The 16662-nt window shown below is 65.4% G+C and carries 14 protein-coding genes; 6 read left to right on the top strand and 8 right to left on the bottom strand.

Features of this window, described 5'->3' with window-relative positions; all coding sequences use genetic code 11:
• Position 1 precedes the first annotated feature (1 nt).
• The 3 genes from JWV26_RS07335 to JWV26_RS07325 form a co-directional block, all read right to left on the bottom strand.
• On the bottom strand, positions 2–577 hold the full coding sequence (locus tag JWV26_RS07335) for a TetR/AcrR family transcriptional regulator (protein WP_206418723.1): 576 nt from the start codon (positions 575–577) through the stop codon (positions 2–4).
• A gap of 105 nt (positions 578–682) precedes the next feature.
• A complete protein-coding gene (locus tag JWV26_RS07330; RefSeq protein WP_017675752.1) occupies positions 683–1237 on the bottom strand; it encodes an NADPH-dependent FMN reductase in 555 nt (184 codons plus the stop codon).
• A gap of 81 nt (positions 1238–1318) precedes the next feature.
• On the bottom strand, positions 1319–2212 hold the full coding sequence (locus JWV26_RS07325) for a LysR family transcriptional regulator (RefSeq protein WP_074917275.1): 894 nt from the start codon (positions 2210–2212) through the stop codon (positions 1319–1321).
• Between the two features lie 140 nt (positions 2213–2352).
• Here JWV26_RS07325 and JWV26_RS07320 point away from each other — a divergent pair, with 140 nt between their 5' ends.
• Together JWV26_RS07320 and speB are read left to right on the top strand one after the other, a co-directional pair.
• A complete protein-coding gene (locus JWV26_RS07320) occupies positions 2353–3426 on the top strand; it encodes an extracellular solute-binding protein (RefSeq protein WP_206418722.1) in 1074 nt (357 codons plus the stop codon).
• A gap of 51 nt (positions 3427–3477) precedes the next feature.
• A complete protein-coding gene (gene speB / locus JWV26_RS07315) occupies positions 3478–4443 on the top strand; it encodes an agmatinase (protein ID WP_206418721.1) in 966 nt (321 codons plus the stop codon).
• A gap of 9 nt (positions 4444–4452) precedes the next feature.
• Here the strand turns inward: speB and JWV26_RS07310 are convergent, their stop codons facing one another.
• The 4 genes from JWV26_RS07310 to JWV26_RS07295 all read right to left on the bottom strand — a co-directional run bounded on the left by JWV26_RS07310 (position 4453) and on the right by JWV26_RS07295 (position 11765).
• The gene (locus JWV26_RS07310) at positions 4453–6756 is read right to left on the bottom strand and encodes an FdhF/YdeP family oxidoreductase (protein ID WP_206418720.1); all 2304 of its coding nucleotides are present in this window, start codon (positions 6754–6756) and stop codon (positions 4453–4455) included.
• A 140-nt stretch (positions 6757–6896) separates the two neighbouring features.
• Positions 6897–8456, bottom strand: coding sequence for an acyl CoA:acetate/3-ketoacid CoA transferase (locus JWV26_RS07305; RefSeq protein ID WP_206418719.1), 1560 nt, complete (start codon positions 8454–8456; stop codon positions 6897–6899).
• Between the two features lie 69 nt (positions 8457–8525).
• Entirely contained in the window at positions 8526–9911 is a 1386-nt protein-coding gene (locus tag JWV26_RS07300) for a GntP family permease (protein ID WP_206418718.1), read from the bottom strand.
• A gap of 393 nt (positions 9912–10304) precedes the next feature.
• Positions 10305–11765 carry a sigma-54 interaction domain-containing protein gene (locus JWV26_RS07295; protein WP_206418717.1) on the bottom strand — a complete coding sequence of 487 codons (1461 nt, stop codon included), beginning with the start codon at positions 11763–11765 and terminating at the stop codon, positions 10305–10307.
• Positions 11766–12063: 298 nt separating this feature from the next.
• On the opposite strand from JWV26_RS07295, the gene JWV26_RS07290 reads away from it, so the two are divergent.
• The 4 genes from JWV26_RS07290 (at position 12064) to JWV26_RS07275 (ending at position 16248) form a co-directional block, all read left to right on the top strand.
• Positions 12064–13065 (top strand): DctP family TRAP transporter solute-binding subunit, encoded by a 1002-nt coding sequence (locus JWV26_RS07290; RefSeq protein WP_072425006.1) that lies wholly within the window; start codon positions 12064–12066, stop codon positions 13063–13065.
• A 237-nt stretch (positions 13066–13302) separates the two neighbouring features.
• Positions 13303–13779 (top strand): TRAP transporter small permease, encoded by a 477-nt coding sequence (locus tag JWV26_RS07285; protein ID WP_072425007.1) that lies wholly within the window; start codon positions 13303–13305, stop codon positions 13777–13779.
• Entirely contained in the window at positions 13769–15064 is a 1296-nt protein-coding gene (locus JWV26_RS07280; RefSeq protein WP_072425008.1) for a TRAP transporter large permease, read from the top strand. The genes JWV26_RS07285 and JWV26_RS07280 overlap by 11 nt, the downstream gene beginning before the upstream one ends.
• Positions 15065–15147: 83 nt before the next feature.
• The gene (locus JWV26_RS07275; RefSeq protein WP_079782647.1) at positions 15148–16248 is read left to right on the top strand and encodes a GGDEF domain-containing protein; all 1101 of its coding nucleotides are present in this window, start codon (positions 15148–15150) and stop codon (positions 16246–16248) included.
• A 7-nt stretch (positions 16249–16255) separates the two neighbouring features.
• On the opposite strand, the gene JWV26_RS07270 is transcribed toward JWV26_RS07275, so the two are convergent.
• The gene (locus tag JWV26_RS07270; protein ID WP_017675741.1) at positions 16256–16624 is read right to left on the bottom strand and encodes a hypothetical protein; all 369 of its coding nucleotides are present in this window, start codon (positions 16622–16624) and stop codon (positions 16256–16258) included.
• Between the last annotated feature and the right edge of the window lie 38 nt (positions 16625–16662).

Below are 16662 nucleotides of genomic sequence, written 5' to 3'. Positions count from 1 at the left end.
GTCATCTGGGCTCCGTACGGTGCTGGCGGGTCAGGTGGAGCAGGGTGGCGACGGCCTGTTTCAGCGGCTCGCTGCTGCCGGCGACACGCGCTTGCAACAGACCGCCTTCGTAGAGCGCGACGAACAGGGCCGCGAGCCCTTCTGGCTGTGGGTAACCGTGACGTTGCAGCTGCTGCTGCAGTGCCTGGCGAATGGAGGTGAAGGCATTGGCCAGGGCTGCACGAATTTCATGATCCCGCGGGCCGCTTTCCAGGGCCACGGTGGCCAGCGGGCAGCCGCGCTCGAAGGCGCTTTCCTGCAACTGGCCAAGCGCGCCCTGTAGCCAGATAGTCAGCGCATCGAGTGGATCGGACTGACGCTCGAAGAGCGCAGCGAATGCCTGTTCGGCACGCTGGCCGACACACTCGATGGCGGCCACGGCCAGTTCGGTCTTGCCGTTCGGGAAGTGGTGATAAAGGCTGCCCTTGGGCGCATCGGCGGCGGCCAGCAGTTCGTTCAAACCAACGCCATGCAGACCCTTGCGTTGCAGGGCATCGATCATGGCGTCGATCAGTTTGTCGCGAGTGGTCTTGGTCATGGCCTGGATTATGTAGACCGGTCGGTCTAGTGGCCAGTGTCATTCAGGCCGCAGATGAGGGCATATCGGCATAGTGAAGCGCCGCCCGGTGGGCGGCGCGCGGTATCAGGCCTGCTTGGCTACCCAGGCGGCATAGGCGTCGATGAACTTCTGCAGGAACGGCTTGATGCCGTCGCTGAGTACGCCGTTCTCGTCGAAGAAGTTGCCGGCGCCACCGAGATAAGCCTCCGGCTGCTGCAGCACATGCACGTCGAGGAACACCAGGCACTGGCGCAGGTGATGGTTGGCACCAAAGCCACCAACGGCGCCCGGCGAGGCACTGAGCACGGCGCCTGGTTTACCGCTGAAGCCGCTCTGGCCATAAGGGCGTGAGCCGACATCAATGGCGTTCTTCATCGGCGCCGGGATCGAGCGGTTGTATTCGGGGGTAATGAACAGCACCGCATCGGCCGCCTTGAGCTTGCTGCGAAACGGCGCATAGGAGGCCGGAGCGGTATCGCCATCGGCGTCTTCGTTGTACAGCGGCAGGTCGCCGATCTCGAGGATTTCCAGATTCAGCGAGGCCGGCGCCAGGTCGGCCAGCGCAAGTGCCAGTTTGCGATTGATGGAAGCCTTGCGCAGGCTACCAACCAGCACGGCGACGTTATAGGTCTTGCTCATGTGTACTCCAGAAGGTGTGGTGAGGAAGGAACAACCACTATAGACCCCGGATGTTTCAGCAGGTGCAGGGCTCGCGCCTCGTCACTCGCCGAACGCGTCCAGCAGATCGTCGGCGAAGGCCTTCTGCGCCTCGCTGGCGGGATGGCCGCGATGGCTGGCCAGACGAAACTGCACGGTGAAATCCCACTTGCCGGGCAGCGCGCGCAAGCCGCCGCGCTCTACCCAGGGCAGGGCGATGTGCTCGGGCAGATAGCCCAGGTGAGCACCGGAGAGGATGAACGCCAGGCTGCCTTCGACCTGTTCGCAGCGCGCGCTGCTGCTGCCGCCTTGCCAGGGTTCGTCGGCAGCGATGAAACGATAGGGATGCACCACGCGGTCGCAGGCCTGCAGGTCATCGGCGCTCGGCGTTTGCCGGTCGAACAGCGGATGCTGGCGGCCGCAGTACAGGCGCTGGCGTTCGTCGAACAGCGGCTGATAGTCCAGCGCCGTCTGGCTGCCGGAAAAATAGCCGATGGCCAGTTGTAGCTGGTCCTGCAGCAGACGTCGCTCCAGCTCGGCGGGCATGGCGCTGACCAGCTCGATCTGTACCGCCTGGTTGCGCTGGCGAAAACGCCCGATGGCCTCGCCGATGCGCTGCAGCACCTCGTCCGACAACGCTTCGGACAGGCCGATGCGCAGTTCGCCGAGCAGCTTGTCGGCCATGCCCTGGGCTTCGCCCTTGAAGGTCTCGATGGCGGCGAACAGCTTGCGTGTGGCGGCCAGCACCTGCTCCCCCTTGGGCGTCAGGCGAAAGCCGGCCTTGCCGCGTTCACACAGGCGAAAGCCCAGGCGGGTTTCCAGCTTGGCCATCTGCGTGCTGATGGTTGACTGGCCGATACCCAGTTCACCCTGCGCGGCGCTGAAGCCGCCGCTCTCCACCACGGTGACGAACAGCCGCAGCAGTTGCAGGTCGAGGTCGCGCAGTTGGCTGAGCATGCGGGCTCCATACATTGATGAATGTCGATGTTGGAGTAGAACACTTCGAATTTATCCGAAGCAACGCTGGGCGCAGGATGCACACATCCCAGCCTCCAGCAGAGAGGCACGGCCAACCACGTCTGCCCGAGGATAAAACCATGCGTCTTGCTGTAAGCCTGCTGCTTCTGGCCATCGCCACACCGCTGATGGCGGAGCCGAAACAGCTAAACCTGTACAACTGGGCCGACTACGTGGCGCCGCAGGCGCTCGCGCGCTTCCAGGCCGAAACCGGCATCCGCGTCAAATACGACACCTTCGACAGCACCGATGTGCTGGAGAGCAAGCTGATGACCGGCGGCAGTGGCTACGATCTGGTCTTTCCTGCCTCCAGCGGCCTGTCGCGGGCGATCCAGGCCAAGGCGTTGCAACCGGTGGGAACCTTGAAAAACGCCAGCAACCTCGACCCCGAACTGCTGGCCAAGCTAGCCAGCGTCGATCCCGGCAACCAGTACGGCGTGCCTTACACCTGGGGCACGGTGGGCCTGGCGATCAACAAACAGGCCGTCGAACAGCGCCTGCCTGGCGTGGCCCTGGATAGCCTCGACCTGCTGTTCAAGCCCGAGTACGCCAGCAAGCTGAAGGACTGCGGCATCTCCGTGCTCGACTCGCCGCAGGAGGTGATCGCCATCGCCCTCAATTACCTGGGCAAGCCGCCCTACAGTGCCAAGGGTGATGACCTGGAGGCAGCCAGCGCCTTGCTCGCCGCGCTGCAACCGAACCTGCGCTATATCGGCAATGCCCGGCAGATCGATGATCTGGCCAAGGGCGAAACCTGCCTGGCGCTGACCTACACCGGTGACGCCGGCATGGCTGCTGCGCGCGCAGCCGAAGCTGGGCAGCCGTTCGAGGTGCTCTACCGCATCCCGCGTGAAGGCACGCTGATCTGGTTCGACACCATGGCCATTCCCGTCGATGCGCCGCACCCCGGCAACGCCCGCGCCTTCATTGATTTCATGCTGCAGCCCGAAGCCATCGCCGAGCTGACCAACGAACTGTTCTTCGCCAACGCCAACCACGCCGCCACGCCCCTGCTGGACGAGGCGGTGAGCGGCGACCCGGATATCTACCCGCCCGAAGCCGTGCGCGAGCGCCTGTTCGCCGAGCAGGTGCTGAGCCTGCGCGAGCAGCGTCAGCGCACCCGCCTGTGGACAGCTTTCCGCAGCCAGTACTGAGTCTGTAGGAGCGAGCTCTGCTCGCGAACATCACCGAACGAGTACCCGACCATGGATCAAGCCTTCGACAACGACCAGGCCATCACCCGCGCCAGCCTCTACGGCACCGCCGCCGAACCCACCTACGCCGGCATCACCAGCTTCATGCGCCGCCGCTACAGCCGTGACCTCACCGGCGTGGACCTGGCCATCAGCGGCGTGCCGTTCGACACCGCCACCACCAACCGGCCCGGCAGCCGCTTCGGCCCGCGGGCGATCCGCGCCGCCTCGATCCAGTCGGCCTGGGCGCGGCATTTTCCCTGGGAGTTCGACCCCTTCGATGTGCTCGCCTGCGTCGACTACGGCGACTGCTATTTCGACCACGGCACGCCGCAGGACACCCCGGCGCTGATCGAGGCGCATGCCACGCGCATTCTCGAGGCCGGCAGCGCGCTGCTGACCCTGGGCGGCGACCACTTCATCAGCTACCCGCTGCTCAAGGCCCATGCGAAAAAGCATGGCAGGCTGGCGCTGATCCACTTCGACGCGCACAGCGACACCTGGCCGGACGAAGAGGTCAAGCGTATCGACCACGGCACCATGTTCTATCACGCCGCGCGTGAAGGCCTGGTCGACCCGGCGCGCTCGGTGCAGGTCGGCTTGCGCACCACCAACGACGACGTGATGGGCTTCCAGGTGCTCGATGCCCGCGAGGTGCACCGCAGCACGCCGGAGCAGATCGCCGAGCGCATTCGTGCGCGGGTGGGCGAGCATCCGGTGTACCTGACCTTCGACATCGACTGCCTCGACCCGGCCTTCGCCCCCGGCACCGGCACACCGGTGTGCGGCGGCCTTTCCAGCCATCAGGCGCTGGAGATCCTGCGCGGGCTGCGCGGCATCAATCTGGTCGGCATGGACGTGGTGGAAGTGGCGCCGCCCTACGACAACGCCGAAGTCACCGCGCTGGCCGGCGCCACCCTGGCGATGGAGATGATCTGCCTGTATGCCGCGCGGCATAAGGTCGATGCCGTGCAGTAACCTCCAGCTTCAGGCGGTCGCGATCACCCGGCGCAGGGTGATCGGAATCGACTTGGCCGCCGGGACCTTGGCCTTTTTCTCATGGTGCCAGAGCGGCACCAATGGGTTGCACTCGGGGTAGTAGGCGGCGCAGCAGCCCTCGGGAATATCGTGTGGCGTCACGCGCAGTGGCCCGACCGAGCGTGGCACGCCATCGTCCACCGCCGTGCTCACCTGCACCTGCTCGCCTTCGTCCAGGCCCAGTCGGGCCATGTCGTTGCGGTGCATGAAGATCACCGAGCGGGTGCCGTACACACCGCGGAAGCGATCATCATAACCGTACACCGTGGTGTTGAACTGATCGTTGCTGCGGATCGTCATCAGGTTGAGTACGTCACGACGTTCCGTGCTCTGTTCAACGTCATCGTTGAGCGCCAGGCTGTCCGGTCGGATGAAGTTGGCCTTGCCGCTGTCGGTGTTCCACTCGCGCCAGGTGGCCGGCAGTGGCCGATGGAAACCGCCTGGTTCGAGCATGCGCGTGTTGAAGTCGTGAAAGGTTTCCGGGTAGGTGGTGGCGATGGCCTGGCGGATCAGCCCGTAGTCGGCCACCCAGGCGTCCCAGTCCATACGCGGGTTGGCCGGTAGCACGGTCCTGGCCAGGGCGGCGATGATCGCCAGCTCCGAACGCAGGTCAGAGCCGGCCTGTTTGACCACGCCCTGCCAGGCGCGAATGCAGGCGGTGCTGTCTTCGGTGGTGTGGTATTGCGGGCCGCTGGCCTGGATATCCATTTCAGTGCGGCCCAGACAGGGCAGGAGGTAGGCTTTCTCGCCATGCACCAGCGCACTGCGGTTGAGCTTGGTGGTGATCTGTACGGTCAGACGCAGCTTGCTCCAGGCCGGCTCCAGGCGCTGGCTGTCCGGGGTGGCGCGGACAAAATTGCCACCCAGGGAGAGGAATGCCTTGATCGTGCCGCTGAGTACGCCCTCGCAGGCGTCCACCGTGGTGGTGCCGTCGCGCTCCGGCACGTTCAAACCGAACTGCTCGTACAGGCGGTCGACCGGCACCTGTGCGACCTTCTCGGTGATGCCGACGGTGCGCTGGCCTTGCACGTTGGAGTGGCCGCGCACCGGGCAGATACCCGCGCCTTCCTTGCCCAGATTGCCGCGCATGAGCAGCAGGTTGACCAGCATCTGGATGCTGGTCACACCATGGCGATGCTGGGTCAGGCCCATGCCGTAGATGGCGATGACCCGCTGGCAACCGGCATAGACCCTGGCGGCGCCCTCCATCGCGCCACGGGTCAGGCCGCTGCGGCGTTCCAGCATCTCCCAGGCATAGCCGCGAATGGTCCGCTCGAAAGCCTCGAAACCCTGGGTGTGCTGTTCGATGAAGGCAATGTCCAGTACGCGATCCTGACCGCTTTCGCGCGCGGCGTCGTCCATCGTCAGCAAGGCCTTGCAGATGCCGGCGATGGCCGCGGCATCGCCGCCGATGGTGACCTGGTGATAGTGGGTGCTGACCACTTCCGACTCACCCGTGAGCATCTGCCGCGGTGATTGCGGATTGGTGAAGCGCTCCAGGCCGCGTTCGCGCAGCGGATTGAAGGTGAGAATGGGGGCGCCGCGCTGCCGGGCGGCGTCCAGGTCGTGCAGCATGCGCGGGCTGTTGCTGCTGGTGTTGTGGCCGAAGATCAGCAGGCCGTCGGTCTTGGCGAAATCCTCCAGGGTGACGGTGCCGACCGGCACGCCGATGCTTTCCGGCAAGGCCACCGAGGTGCTCTCGTGGCACATGTTGGAGCTGTCCGGCAGGTTGTTGGTGCCGAAGCAACGGGCCAGCAACTGCCACAGGTACGAGGCCTCCAGCGAGGCGCGGCCGGAGGCATAGAACACGGCCTGATCGGGATCCTCCAGTGCCTTGAGTTCGGCGCCGATCTCGGCGATGGCTTCGTCCCAGCTCACGGGCAGGTAGCGATCAGTCGTAGCATCCCAGCGCATCGGCTGGGTCAGGCGGCCCTGCTGTTCCAGCTGATAGTCGCTCCAGTTACGCAGCTCGCTCAGGGTGTGGCCGGCGAAGAACTCGGGCGTGCAGCGCAGGCTGGTGGTTTCCCAGGCCGTGGCCTTGGCACCGTTCTCGCAGAAAGCCAGGGGTTTGGACGGGTGCGGCTTGGCCCAGGCGCAACTGACACAGGCAAAGCCGTCGATCGGACGATTCTGTTTGAGCAGCGCCATGGCGCCGGTCAGTGGAGCCCGCTCGCGCAACAGGATGGTGCCCACGGCATTGGCTGATCCCCAGCCACCGGAAGGGCCACGATAGGGTTTGAATCGGGGTTTCATGCTCCGTCTCCCTGGCTCGTCGTCTTGCAGTTACGACGAAGGGGGCGGGCGATGGTTCAGGTTGTTTGCCCGCGCATGGCGCGAGCGGGGCGCATCTTGCCGGGAAAAAAACGGGCCCGTTCAGGCCCGCGAGTTCACGCTCAAAGGTTTGCCAGGCATTGCGCCAGGCCTATCGGCTCGGGCCGGAACAGCCGTGCGTCCATCAGCTTCGGCTGGCGGACGATGGGGGCGAAGTCCATGCGCGCGAGGATGTCGCGCTCGATGTCCACCCCCGGCGCCACTTCGATCAGTTCCAGCCCTTCGGTAGTCAGGCGCAGCACGCAGCGCTCGGTGACGTAGAGCACCGGCTGGCCGCGCTCGGCGGCCAGGCGGCCGGCGAAGGTGCGGTGTTCCACCTCGGCGACGAACTTGCGCAACTCGCCGTCCTCGATGATGCGCAACTGGCCGTCTTCGATGCGGATGTCCTGCTTGCCGGCGCTGAAGGTGCCGACGAACACCACCTGCTTGGCGTTCTGGCTGATGTTGATGAAACCGCCAGCCCCCGCAAGGCGACTACCGAACTTGGACACGTTGAGGTTGCCCGCCGCATCGGCCTGGGCCAGACCGAGGAAGGCGATATCCAGGCCGCCGCCGTCGTAGAAGTCGAACTGGTAGGGCTGATCGAGCAGAGCGCTGTGGTTGCTCGCCGCGCCGAAGTCCAGGCCCGAGGCCGGCACGCCGCCGATCACGCCGGGCTCGGCGGTCAGGGTCAGGCGCTCGATCACACCTTCTTCGGCGGCCACTGCGGCGACGCCTTCGGGCATGCCGATGCCGAGATTCACCACCGCGTCCGCTTTCAGCTCCAGCGCTGCGCGACGGGCAATCAGCTTGCGCACGTCCAGCGGCATCGGGGTCAGGCTGTCCACCGGTACGCGGGTTTCGGCGGCGAAGGCGGGGTTATAGGACGTGGCGAAGGTCTGCTGGTGATTGGCCGGCTCGGCCACCACCACGCAATCCACCAGGATGCCGGGAATCTTCACCTGCCGTGGGTTGAGCGAGCCGCGCTCGACCACCCGCTCGACCTGGGCAATCACCAGGCCGCCGCTATTGCGCGCGGCCATGGCGATGGCCAGGCTCTCGATGGTCAACGCCTCGCGCTCGAAACTGAGGTTGCCGTCAGGGTCGGCGCTGGTAGCGCGAACGATGCCGACGTTGATCGGGAAGGTTGGGTAGAACAGGTAGTCCTCGCCATCGATGGGCATCAGCCGCACCAGATCGGCAGTGGTGAGCGCATTGAGCTTGCCGCCACCGTGGCGCGGGTCGACGTAGGTGCCCAGGCCTACCCGCGACAGCTGCCCCGGCTTGCCGGCGGCGATATCGCGAAACAGCTGGGAGATCACCCCCTGCGGCAGGTTGTAGGCTTCGATGCGGTTGTCCACCGCCAGCTTCTGCAACCCCGGCACCAGGCCCCAGTGGCCACCGATCACCCGGCGCACCAGGCCTTCATGAGCCAGGTGGTTGAGGCCGCGACCCTTGCCGTCACCTTGGCCGGCGGCATACACCAGGGTCAGATCGCGCGGCGCCTGTTCAGCCATGAAGCGCTGCTCCAGGGCGATGGCGATCTGCTCGGCGAAACCGATACCGACGAAGCCGCCGGTGGCCAGGTTGGCGTTGTCCGGGATGCGCGCCACGGCGTCGGCGGCGGTCATGATCTTGCTCATTGCGGGTACTCGAAAGCGATTGAACAACACGGTGTACAGGCAGCATGGCGCCCGAGGGCGCCATATTCGTCAGAAGCTGCCGAACAGGGTGCCCAGGGTGATGACCACGGCCAGGGCCACCATCGGGAAGGCGACGGTGTTGACGAAGATGAACTTGTACGACTCGCGGTGGGTAAGCTTGCAGATCGCCAACAGCGAGATCACCGCGCCGTTGTGCGGCAGGGTGTCCATGCAGCCCGAGGCCATGGCGGCGACGCGGTGCAGCAGCTCGGGGCTGATGCCGACGGCGTTGGCCATTTCCAGGTACTGCGCGCCGAGGGTCTTCAGGGCGATGGACATACCGCCGGATGCCGAGCCGGTGATGCCGGCGAGGATGTTCACCGCTACCGCTTCGGAGATCAGCGGGTTGCTGGAGACGCCCAGTACCAGGTCACGGATGATGACGAAGCCGGCCAAGGAGGCGATCACTGTGCCGTAACCCACCTCGGCGGCAGTGTTGAGAATCGGCAGCATGGAGCCGAAGGCACCATCGTTGACGCTCTGCTTCAGGTCCATCCAGCGCTTCCAGTGCATGGCGATCAGCAGCACGATGGCGGCACTGAGGGCGACGATGATCGACCAGATACCGATCAGCGACTTGGCGTCCTGCAGACCGCCGTATTCCGGCTTGGCCAGGTAGCTGGTATCTACCGCCGGCAGAATCTGCTTGGCCATCAGGAAGTTCAGCGCGATCACCACGAAGATTGGCAGCAGCGCCAGCCAGAAGCCGGGAATGTCGCGGCGCTCTTCGACGACCGGGTCGTCGCGGTGTTCACCATAGCCTTCACCCGCGGCCATCAGCTTGCGCGACTGCGCGGTGAGCCACCAGGTGCCGAGGCCGAACATGATCAGGCCGGCGATCACCCCCAGACCCGGCGCGGCGAAGGCGTCGGTGCCGAAGAAGGGGTTGGGAATGGCGTTCTGAATAGCCGGCGTGCCGGGCAGCGCGGTCATGGTGAAGGTGAACGAGCCGAGGGCGATGGCACCGGGGATCAGACGCTTGGGAATGCCCGCCTCGCGGAACAGTGCGGCACCGATCGGGTACACGGCGAAGGCCACCACGAACAGCGATACGCCACCGTAAGTGAGAATGCCGCAGGCCAGTACGATAGCCAGGATGGCGCGCTCGCTGCCGACCTTGGCGACGATGCCGTGGGCGATGGCGCGCGCTGATCCCGAGTCGTCCATCAACTTGCCGAACAGTGCGCCGAGCAGGAACAGCGGGAAGAACTGGATCACGTAGCCGCCCATGGCCTTCATGAACACCTGGGTGTAGGTGGGCAGCAGCAGAGCGATATCGCCGGCGAACAGCAACGCCAGCAGGGCCAGCAGTGGGGCGAGGATCAGGACGTTGATGCCGCGATAGGCGAGGTACATCAACAATGCGAGGGAAATCAGAATACCGAGGGTACCCATGGGTGGTTCCTTTTGTTGTTGTTCTAGCGGCTCGAGGCCGTTTTATCGGGAAGGCGCGGATGCGGCAGCGCGCCTTTGCCGGATATAGAGCCAGAGTCGTGCCAGGCTGGGGTGAGACTTTGGTCGATAGGGCGGGAAGGCTTGTGGGCAGGGGATTTCAGGTTTTCGTGCCGAGTGCAGGGCAGGTAGGTCGGATGTAGATAAGTGTCCAGTTTTCTGGACTTGGTCTAGTTTCTTGGATTTATTTGGAGAGAATTCCAGAAATATGGACGCGCAGCCGACAACGGTATTTGTAGGAGCGGCTTCAGCCGCGAAGCGATTTCCGGCCCGGTGACAATCGCGGCTAAAGCGGAGTGCTGCCCAGCCGCTCCTACAACACGCTCTGCGAAATGCTCAGCCCTTTCGCCCCAGCCCATGCTGCGCCAGCTTGGCGTAGAACCCGGCGCGGGAGATTCCCAGGCGCTCGGCGGCCAATTGGCGATTGCCGCCACAGGCCGCCAGTGCCGCCTGCAGCGCCTGGCGCTCGGCCTGCGCCAGCTGTTCGGCCAGCGTCTGCGCCATGCTCGTCACCACTGGCACAGCGGGCGCTGGCTCGCTCGGCGCGACTGGGTCGACCAGCAAACCACGCGAGGCTTCGCCATCCAGCCGCCCATCGACCGCCAGCTGCGCCCGCTCCAGCAGGTTGCGCAGCTCACGCACGTTGCCCTTCCACGGTTGTGCGCAGAGCAGGGCGAGGGCATCGTCCGTCAGCTCCATGGGCGCCAGGCCGGAGCGGTTGGCCAGGTCATCGAGCAGGTGTTCGATCAGCGCGGGAATGTCGCTGGCACGCTCGCGCAACGGCGGCACGCGCAGGGCCAGCACGTTGAGGCGGTAGTAAAGGTCATCGCGGAACTGCCCGGCGGCCACCCTGGCTTCCAGGTCGATATGGGTCGCCGCGATCACCCGCACGTTGAGCGGCTTGACCTGGTTGGAGCCGAGCGGCTCCACCTCCTGCTCCTGCAGCACCCGCAGCAGCTTGGCCTGCAACGGCAGCGGCAGATCGCCGATCTCGTCGAGAAACAGCGTACCGCCGTTGGCCACCTCGAACTTGCCGATGCGCGCCTTGCGGTCGGCGCCGGTAAAGGCGCCGGGCGCGGTGCCGAACAGCTCGGCTTCCACCAGGGTTTCCGGAATTGCCGCGACGTTGACCGCGACGAATGGCCCGTTGGCGCGCGGCGACAGATTGTGGATGCCCTGCGCCAGCAGCTCCTTGCCGGTGCCGGTCTCGCCGCGGATCAGCACGGTGGAGTCGAGCTGCGCAGCACGGCGGGCCTGGCGCTTTACCTCACTGGCTGCACTGCTGGCGCCGATGAAACCGGCGATGGTGTAGCGCGCCCGACGCGCCTTGGCCAGCTCGTGCTGGGTGGCGAGCAGTTGCGTCTGCAGGTTGGCGTACTTGGCCATCAGCGGCTTGAGATGGCGGGCGCGGTCGAACAGCACGAAGCCCAGCGCGCCGACCAGGGTGCCGTCCTCGTCGCGCAGCGGAATACGGGTGACCACGAAGTGCTCGCTGCCGAAGGCCATCAGGTCGAGCATGCTCGGCTGGCCGCTTTCCACCACCTCGCGCAGGCGGCTGGCCGGCAGCACTTCCTCGATCTCCTTGCCCAGCGCCGTGCGCGCATCGGCGATGCCGACCTTCTGTGCGTACTTGTCGTTGATCCAAACGATGCGCGCCTGGCGATTGACCGCGATGGTGCCCTCGCACTGCGCATTGAGGTGATCGAACAGCAGCGGCATGGCCACCGCGCGAAAGCGCTCGGGCGACACGCCGATGATCAGGCCGTGCTGGTCGAGGTCGTCGCGGGAAATGGCCATGGGGACTGTCCGAAAATGAGATGCCGGTGATTATGGGCAGCGCCGATCAGGCCGGGCAACGTCAACAGTCATCAGACAATGGCATTCGCCGCGCGCTTCTGGAATAGTTGGGCGGCCGCGCGTAACCCGCCGGCACCTGCCGATCGCCCACAAGGCCTGCCCGGCAGCCGTGACACCTGCCGTGTCCCTTTCGCGTGCCGACCAGGCGCGCCAGGCGAGCCATCCGCTCGCCGCTGGATCCGCACCGCTTTGCCGGTGCCACAACGACAATGACCAAGATCCATACAAGGACGCCCCGATGAAACTCAAGCGACTCTTCTCCGCGCTCGCCGCTGGCGCTGCGCTGACCGCCCTGTGCGCCACCGCGCAGGCACGTGAATACTCCGTTTCCACCGTACTTTCCGACGCCTTCCCCTGGGGCCAGGCCGCGCAGAAATGGGCCGACCTGGTCAACGAGCGCTCCGAGGGACGCATTACCCTGCGCGTGTACCCCAATGCGCAACTGGTCGCCGGCGACCAGACCAAGGAGTTCTCTGCCATGCGCTCCGGCCTGATCGACATGGCCGTGGGCTCGACCATCAACTGGTCGCCGCAGGTGCCGGAACTCAACCTGTTCTCCCTGCCGTTTTTGATGAAGAACGATGCCGACCTCGACGCCATCACCCAGGGCGAAGCCGGCAAGCTGGCCTTCGCCGCCATCGAACAGCGCGGCATCGTGCCGCTGGCCTGGGGCGAGAACGGTTTTCGCCAGCTGTCCAACTCGGCCAAGCCGGTACGTAGCCCCGCCGATATGGCCGGCCTGAAGATCCGTGTGGTCGGCTCGCCACTGTTCCAGGACACCTTCACCGCCCTTGGTGCCAATCCGACGCAAATGAGCTGGGCCGATGCCAAGCCGGCGCTGACCACCGGCGCGGTGGATGGCCAGGAAAACCCGCTGTCGGTATTCGACGTGGCGCGTGTCGACCAGGTTGGCCAGAAGTACCTGACCCTGTGGGACTACATGGCCGACCCGCTGGTGTTCGCCGTCAACCAGCGCGTATGGAAATCCCTGCCCGAGGAAGATCGCGAGCTGCTCAGCCAGGCCGCCATCGACGCCGGCAAGTGGGAGATCGAGCTGTCGCGTGGCGCTCAGGCGCAGCGCCTGGTCGACGTGCGTGAGCGTGGCGTGGAAGTGATCGAACTGAGCGACGCCGAGCGCGCGGCCTTCGTCGAAGCCACCGCCAGCGTGCATGAGAAATGGGCACCGCGCATCGGCGATGCGCTGATGGACGCCGCGCGCAAGGCCGTGGCCCAGCCCTGATTCGTTTTATCTGACCGGAAGCCCAAGGGTTTCGGGGCGTGATGCTGCAAGTCTGTCGCGCGACACTGATCCGCTCCCCTCTCCCATTCATGGGGCGACAGCGGAAACAGCGAAGCACTACTTCGCCCGCTGTCGCGACCTGAGCTCTGCGAAGGGCTGGGGCACAGAGTGGGGGCTGAGGGAGAGGGCCAGCGGCACTTGCGCTGAACAACGCCAAGTCGGTCATTCGAGGTTCTTATGAGCAAGCCAATCGACGCGCCGCTAGAGCGCGTGCTCGCCACCCTGGCCCTGGTGATCATCAGCCTGATCAGCCTGGCCAACGTCGTGGTGCGTTATTTCACCGATGCATCCTTTGCCTTCACCGAGGAAATCTCGGTGTTCCTGTTGGTCATCCTCACCTTCGCCGGTGCCTCGGTGGCCATGCGCAGCAACCGACACATTCGTATCGGCCTGCTCGAGCGCCTGTTCCCGCGCCTGCGCACGCCGCTGATCCTGCTGCAGTGGCTGGCCGGCGTGCTGGTGCTGGGGCTGGTGTGCTGGTTCGGTGGCCAGTTCGCCTGGGAGGAATTCCAGTGGGATTCCGAGTCGCCCGGCCTTGGCCTGCCCAACTGGTGGTACGTGATCTGGCTGCCGATCCTGGCGCTGCTGGTGTTCGTGCGCCTGACCCAGATGACCGTCGATCGCCTGCGCGGGAGAATCAGTGATGAGCCCTGATCTCTGGCTGATCCTCAGTTTCGCCGTGCTGCTGGCACTCGGTGTGCCGGTGGCCTTCGCCCTCGGCCTGTCCGGGGCCATCGGTATCATCGCCGGGTTGTCGCCGGACATGCTCGCCACCCTCGGCACCAACACCTACAACGGCGTGGCCAAGTACCCGCTGATCGCCATTCCGCTGTTCATCCTCACCGGCCTGGTGTTCGAGAAAGCCGGAGTAGCACTCAGATTGGTGCGCTTCGCCCAGGCGCTGATCGGCCCGCGTCACGGCGGCCTGGCCATGGTCGCGGTGCTGGTGTGCCTGATCATGGGCGGTATGAGCGGCTCCGGCCCGGCCGATGCCGCCGCCGTGGCCATGGTGATGCTGCCGAGCATGACCAAGGCGGGGTATCCCAAACCCTTCTCGGCCACGCTGATCGCCGCTTCGGCCTCGACGGCGATCCTGATTCCGCCGTCGATCGCGCTGATTCTCTACTCCATCGTGGTGCCAGGCGTGGACCTGCGCGCGCTGTTCGCCGCCGGCCTGTTCCCCGGCATTCTCGCCGGCCTGGTGCTGTTGCTGCCGGCCTGGCTGTTGTCGCGCCACTACGGTTGGGAGTCGCCGGAGCAGGGCGAGCGTCCGCCGCTGGGCGAGAGCTTCAAGCAGGCGCTGCCGGCGCTGTTCGCCCCGGTGCTGATTCTCGGCGGCCTGCGCAGCGGCCTGTTCACCCCCACTGAAGCCGCCGTGGTCGGCGTGACCTACGGCGTGCTGATCGGCCTGTTCGTCACCCGCGAGCTGGACTGGCGCAGCCTCTGGCGCCTGTGTGGCGAGGCCGGGGTAATCTCCGGGGTGGTCATGCTGATCATCGCCCTGGCCGGCATCTTCGCCTGGGCCGGCACCATGCTCGGCACCTTCCGTCATCTGGCCGAATGGCTGATCTCGCTGTCGGACAACGGCTGGGTGTTGCTGGCGCTGGTGATGCTCGCCGTGCTGCTGGCCGGCATGCTGCTCGATGCCATTTCCATCTACCTGATCCTGATGCCGATCCTGATTCCGGTGATGCAGCACTTCGGCTGGAACCCGGTGTGGTTCGGCATCCTGCTGGCAATGAACATCGCTATCGGCCAGTTCACCCCGCCGGTGGCGATCAACCTGATGGTCACGGCGGAGGTGGCCAAGATACGCCTGGAGCAGACCGTGGGCTGGGCCGCGCTGTTCGTCGTGGTGATGTCCAGCGCCCTGCTGCTGGTGGCGATCTTCCCGGAAATCGCCCTGTGGCTGCCGCGCGTGCTGGGTTACGCGGTGTAAAACAGGCAAGGCCGTCTATAGTTGCCTGATGGTGCGCAGCGGGGGGCTGCGCACCGCTGAGGGCGGCAGCGCTGGGCACCAAGATGAGTGACGGCAACTATAACGATCACAGGGATGTAGGCGCAGGGCACTGCGAAGGGCTGCGCGAATCGGGCAAGCGCAAGCTGATGCGCACCATCCTGCTCGCCACCGGCCTGACCCTGGGCGGCTTTGCCGTGCTGCAGGCCCTGGCCGGCAACTACCCCTTCGCCATCCTCGAAGTGCTGTGCACCGCCTTGCTGCTGTTCGGCGCCTGGCGCATCGAACGCGCTCGCCATCTGTACCTGTGGATCTACCTGTACCTGATCCCGACCTTCTGCTTCATCCTCTACATCATCGTCATGCCGGACGCCTCAGCGGCGGCGTTCGTCTGGCTGTACATGATCCCGCTGCTGGCCTACCTGCTGCTGGGCAAGCAGCGCGCCTTCCTGCTCACCGCGCCGTTCATGGGCGCCGGGCTTTTGCTGTACTTCGCCGACAACCACCTGACCCTGGACACACACGGCCTGATCGACCTGGGCAACGCCGCCCTGTGTGGTGTGCTGATCCTGGTGTTCGTGCATATCTACGACGGTTTGCGCATGCAGGCCTATGAGGAGCTGCAGCGCCTGGCGCAGACCGACTCGCTCACTGGCGTGGCCAGCCGCGGCAGCTTCCAGCACGCCCTGCAACGCAGCATCCAGGAGGCCGAACGCAGCAACGGGCATATGGTACTGGTGCTGCTCGACGTCGACCACTTCAAGCAGGTCAATGATCAGTGGGGGCACGAGGCGGGCGACATGGCGCTGCAGCATATCTGTCAGATCCTCCAGCAGCGCCTGCGCGTGACCGACTTTCTCGGTCGCCTGGGAGGAGAGGAGTTCGGTCTGCTGCTGCGTCATACCGACAGCACCGGCGCCGACCCGCTGGTGGACAAACTGCGCAAGCAGATCGCCGAACAGCCGCTTGAGTACGACGGTGAGCAGATCGCGCTGTCCGCCACCTTCGGCCTGGCCACCTGGCCCGTGGACGGCCGCAGCGCCGCCGAGCTCTACCGCGCTGCTGATCGTCGCCTGTACAGCGGCAAGCAGCGCGGACGCAACCAGCTGGTCAGCGCCGACATACCGACCGAGCTGCTATTGGACAAATTCGACGTGCGGCTTTGAGGGCCGGCTAGCGTGCTGCGTTGGCAGGTGCAGCGGGCACGCAGGGCTGCTGGCCGGCACCGGCCAGGTTCTCGACGTTATTCAGCACGTTGTGGCCCTGGTTGACCTTCTGCGCGTTTTCCGCAACTTCCATGCGCTTGGCATAGGTCGCGGTGTTGCCGTTGAAGCTCTGCTGCGTCTCCAGCACGGTGTTGGCCATATCCAGCAGGCTGCGCCCGGTGGCGATCAGGTTGCTGGTCGCGCTCGGCGCGCATGGATCGTTGGCCAGCTGGGTATTCTGCAGCCCCTGGGTTTGCGTGTTTTGCGCCAGACAGCCGCTCAGCGAGGCCAGCACGGTGGCGCTCATGAGGACGCCCAGGGTTCCTTTGATGTTCATCAGACATTCCCTTCTATGACCGGGCCCCGACCCAGTGC

The organism is Ectopseudomonas toyotomiensis (assembly GCF_017167985.1).
Classification (GTDB): Bacteria; Pseudomonadota; Gammaproteobacteria; order Pseudomonadales; family Pseudomonadaceae; genus Aquipseudomonas; species Aquipseudomonas toyotomiensis.
The sequence above is the reverse complement of the archived record's forward strand: the minus strand, read 5'-3'. Positions and strand labels throughout refer to the sequence as shown.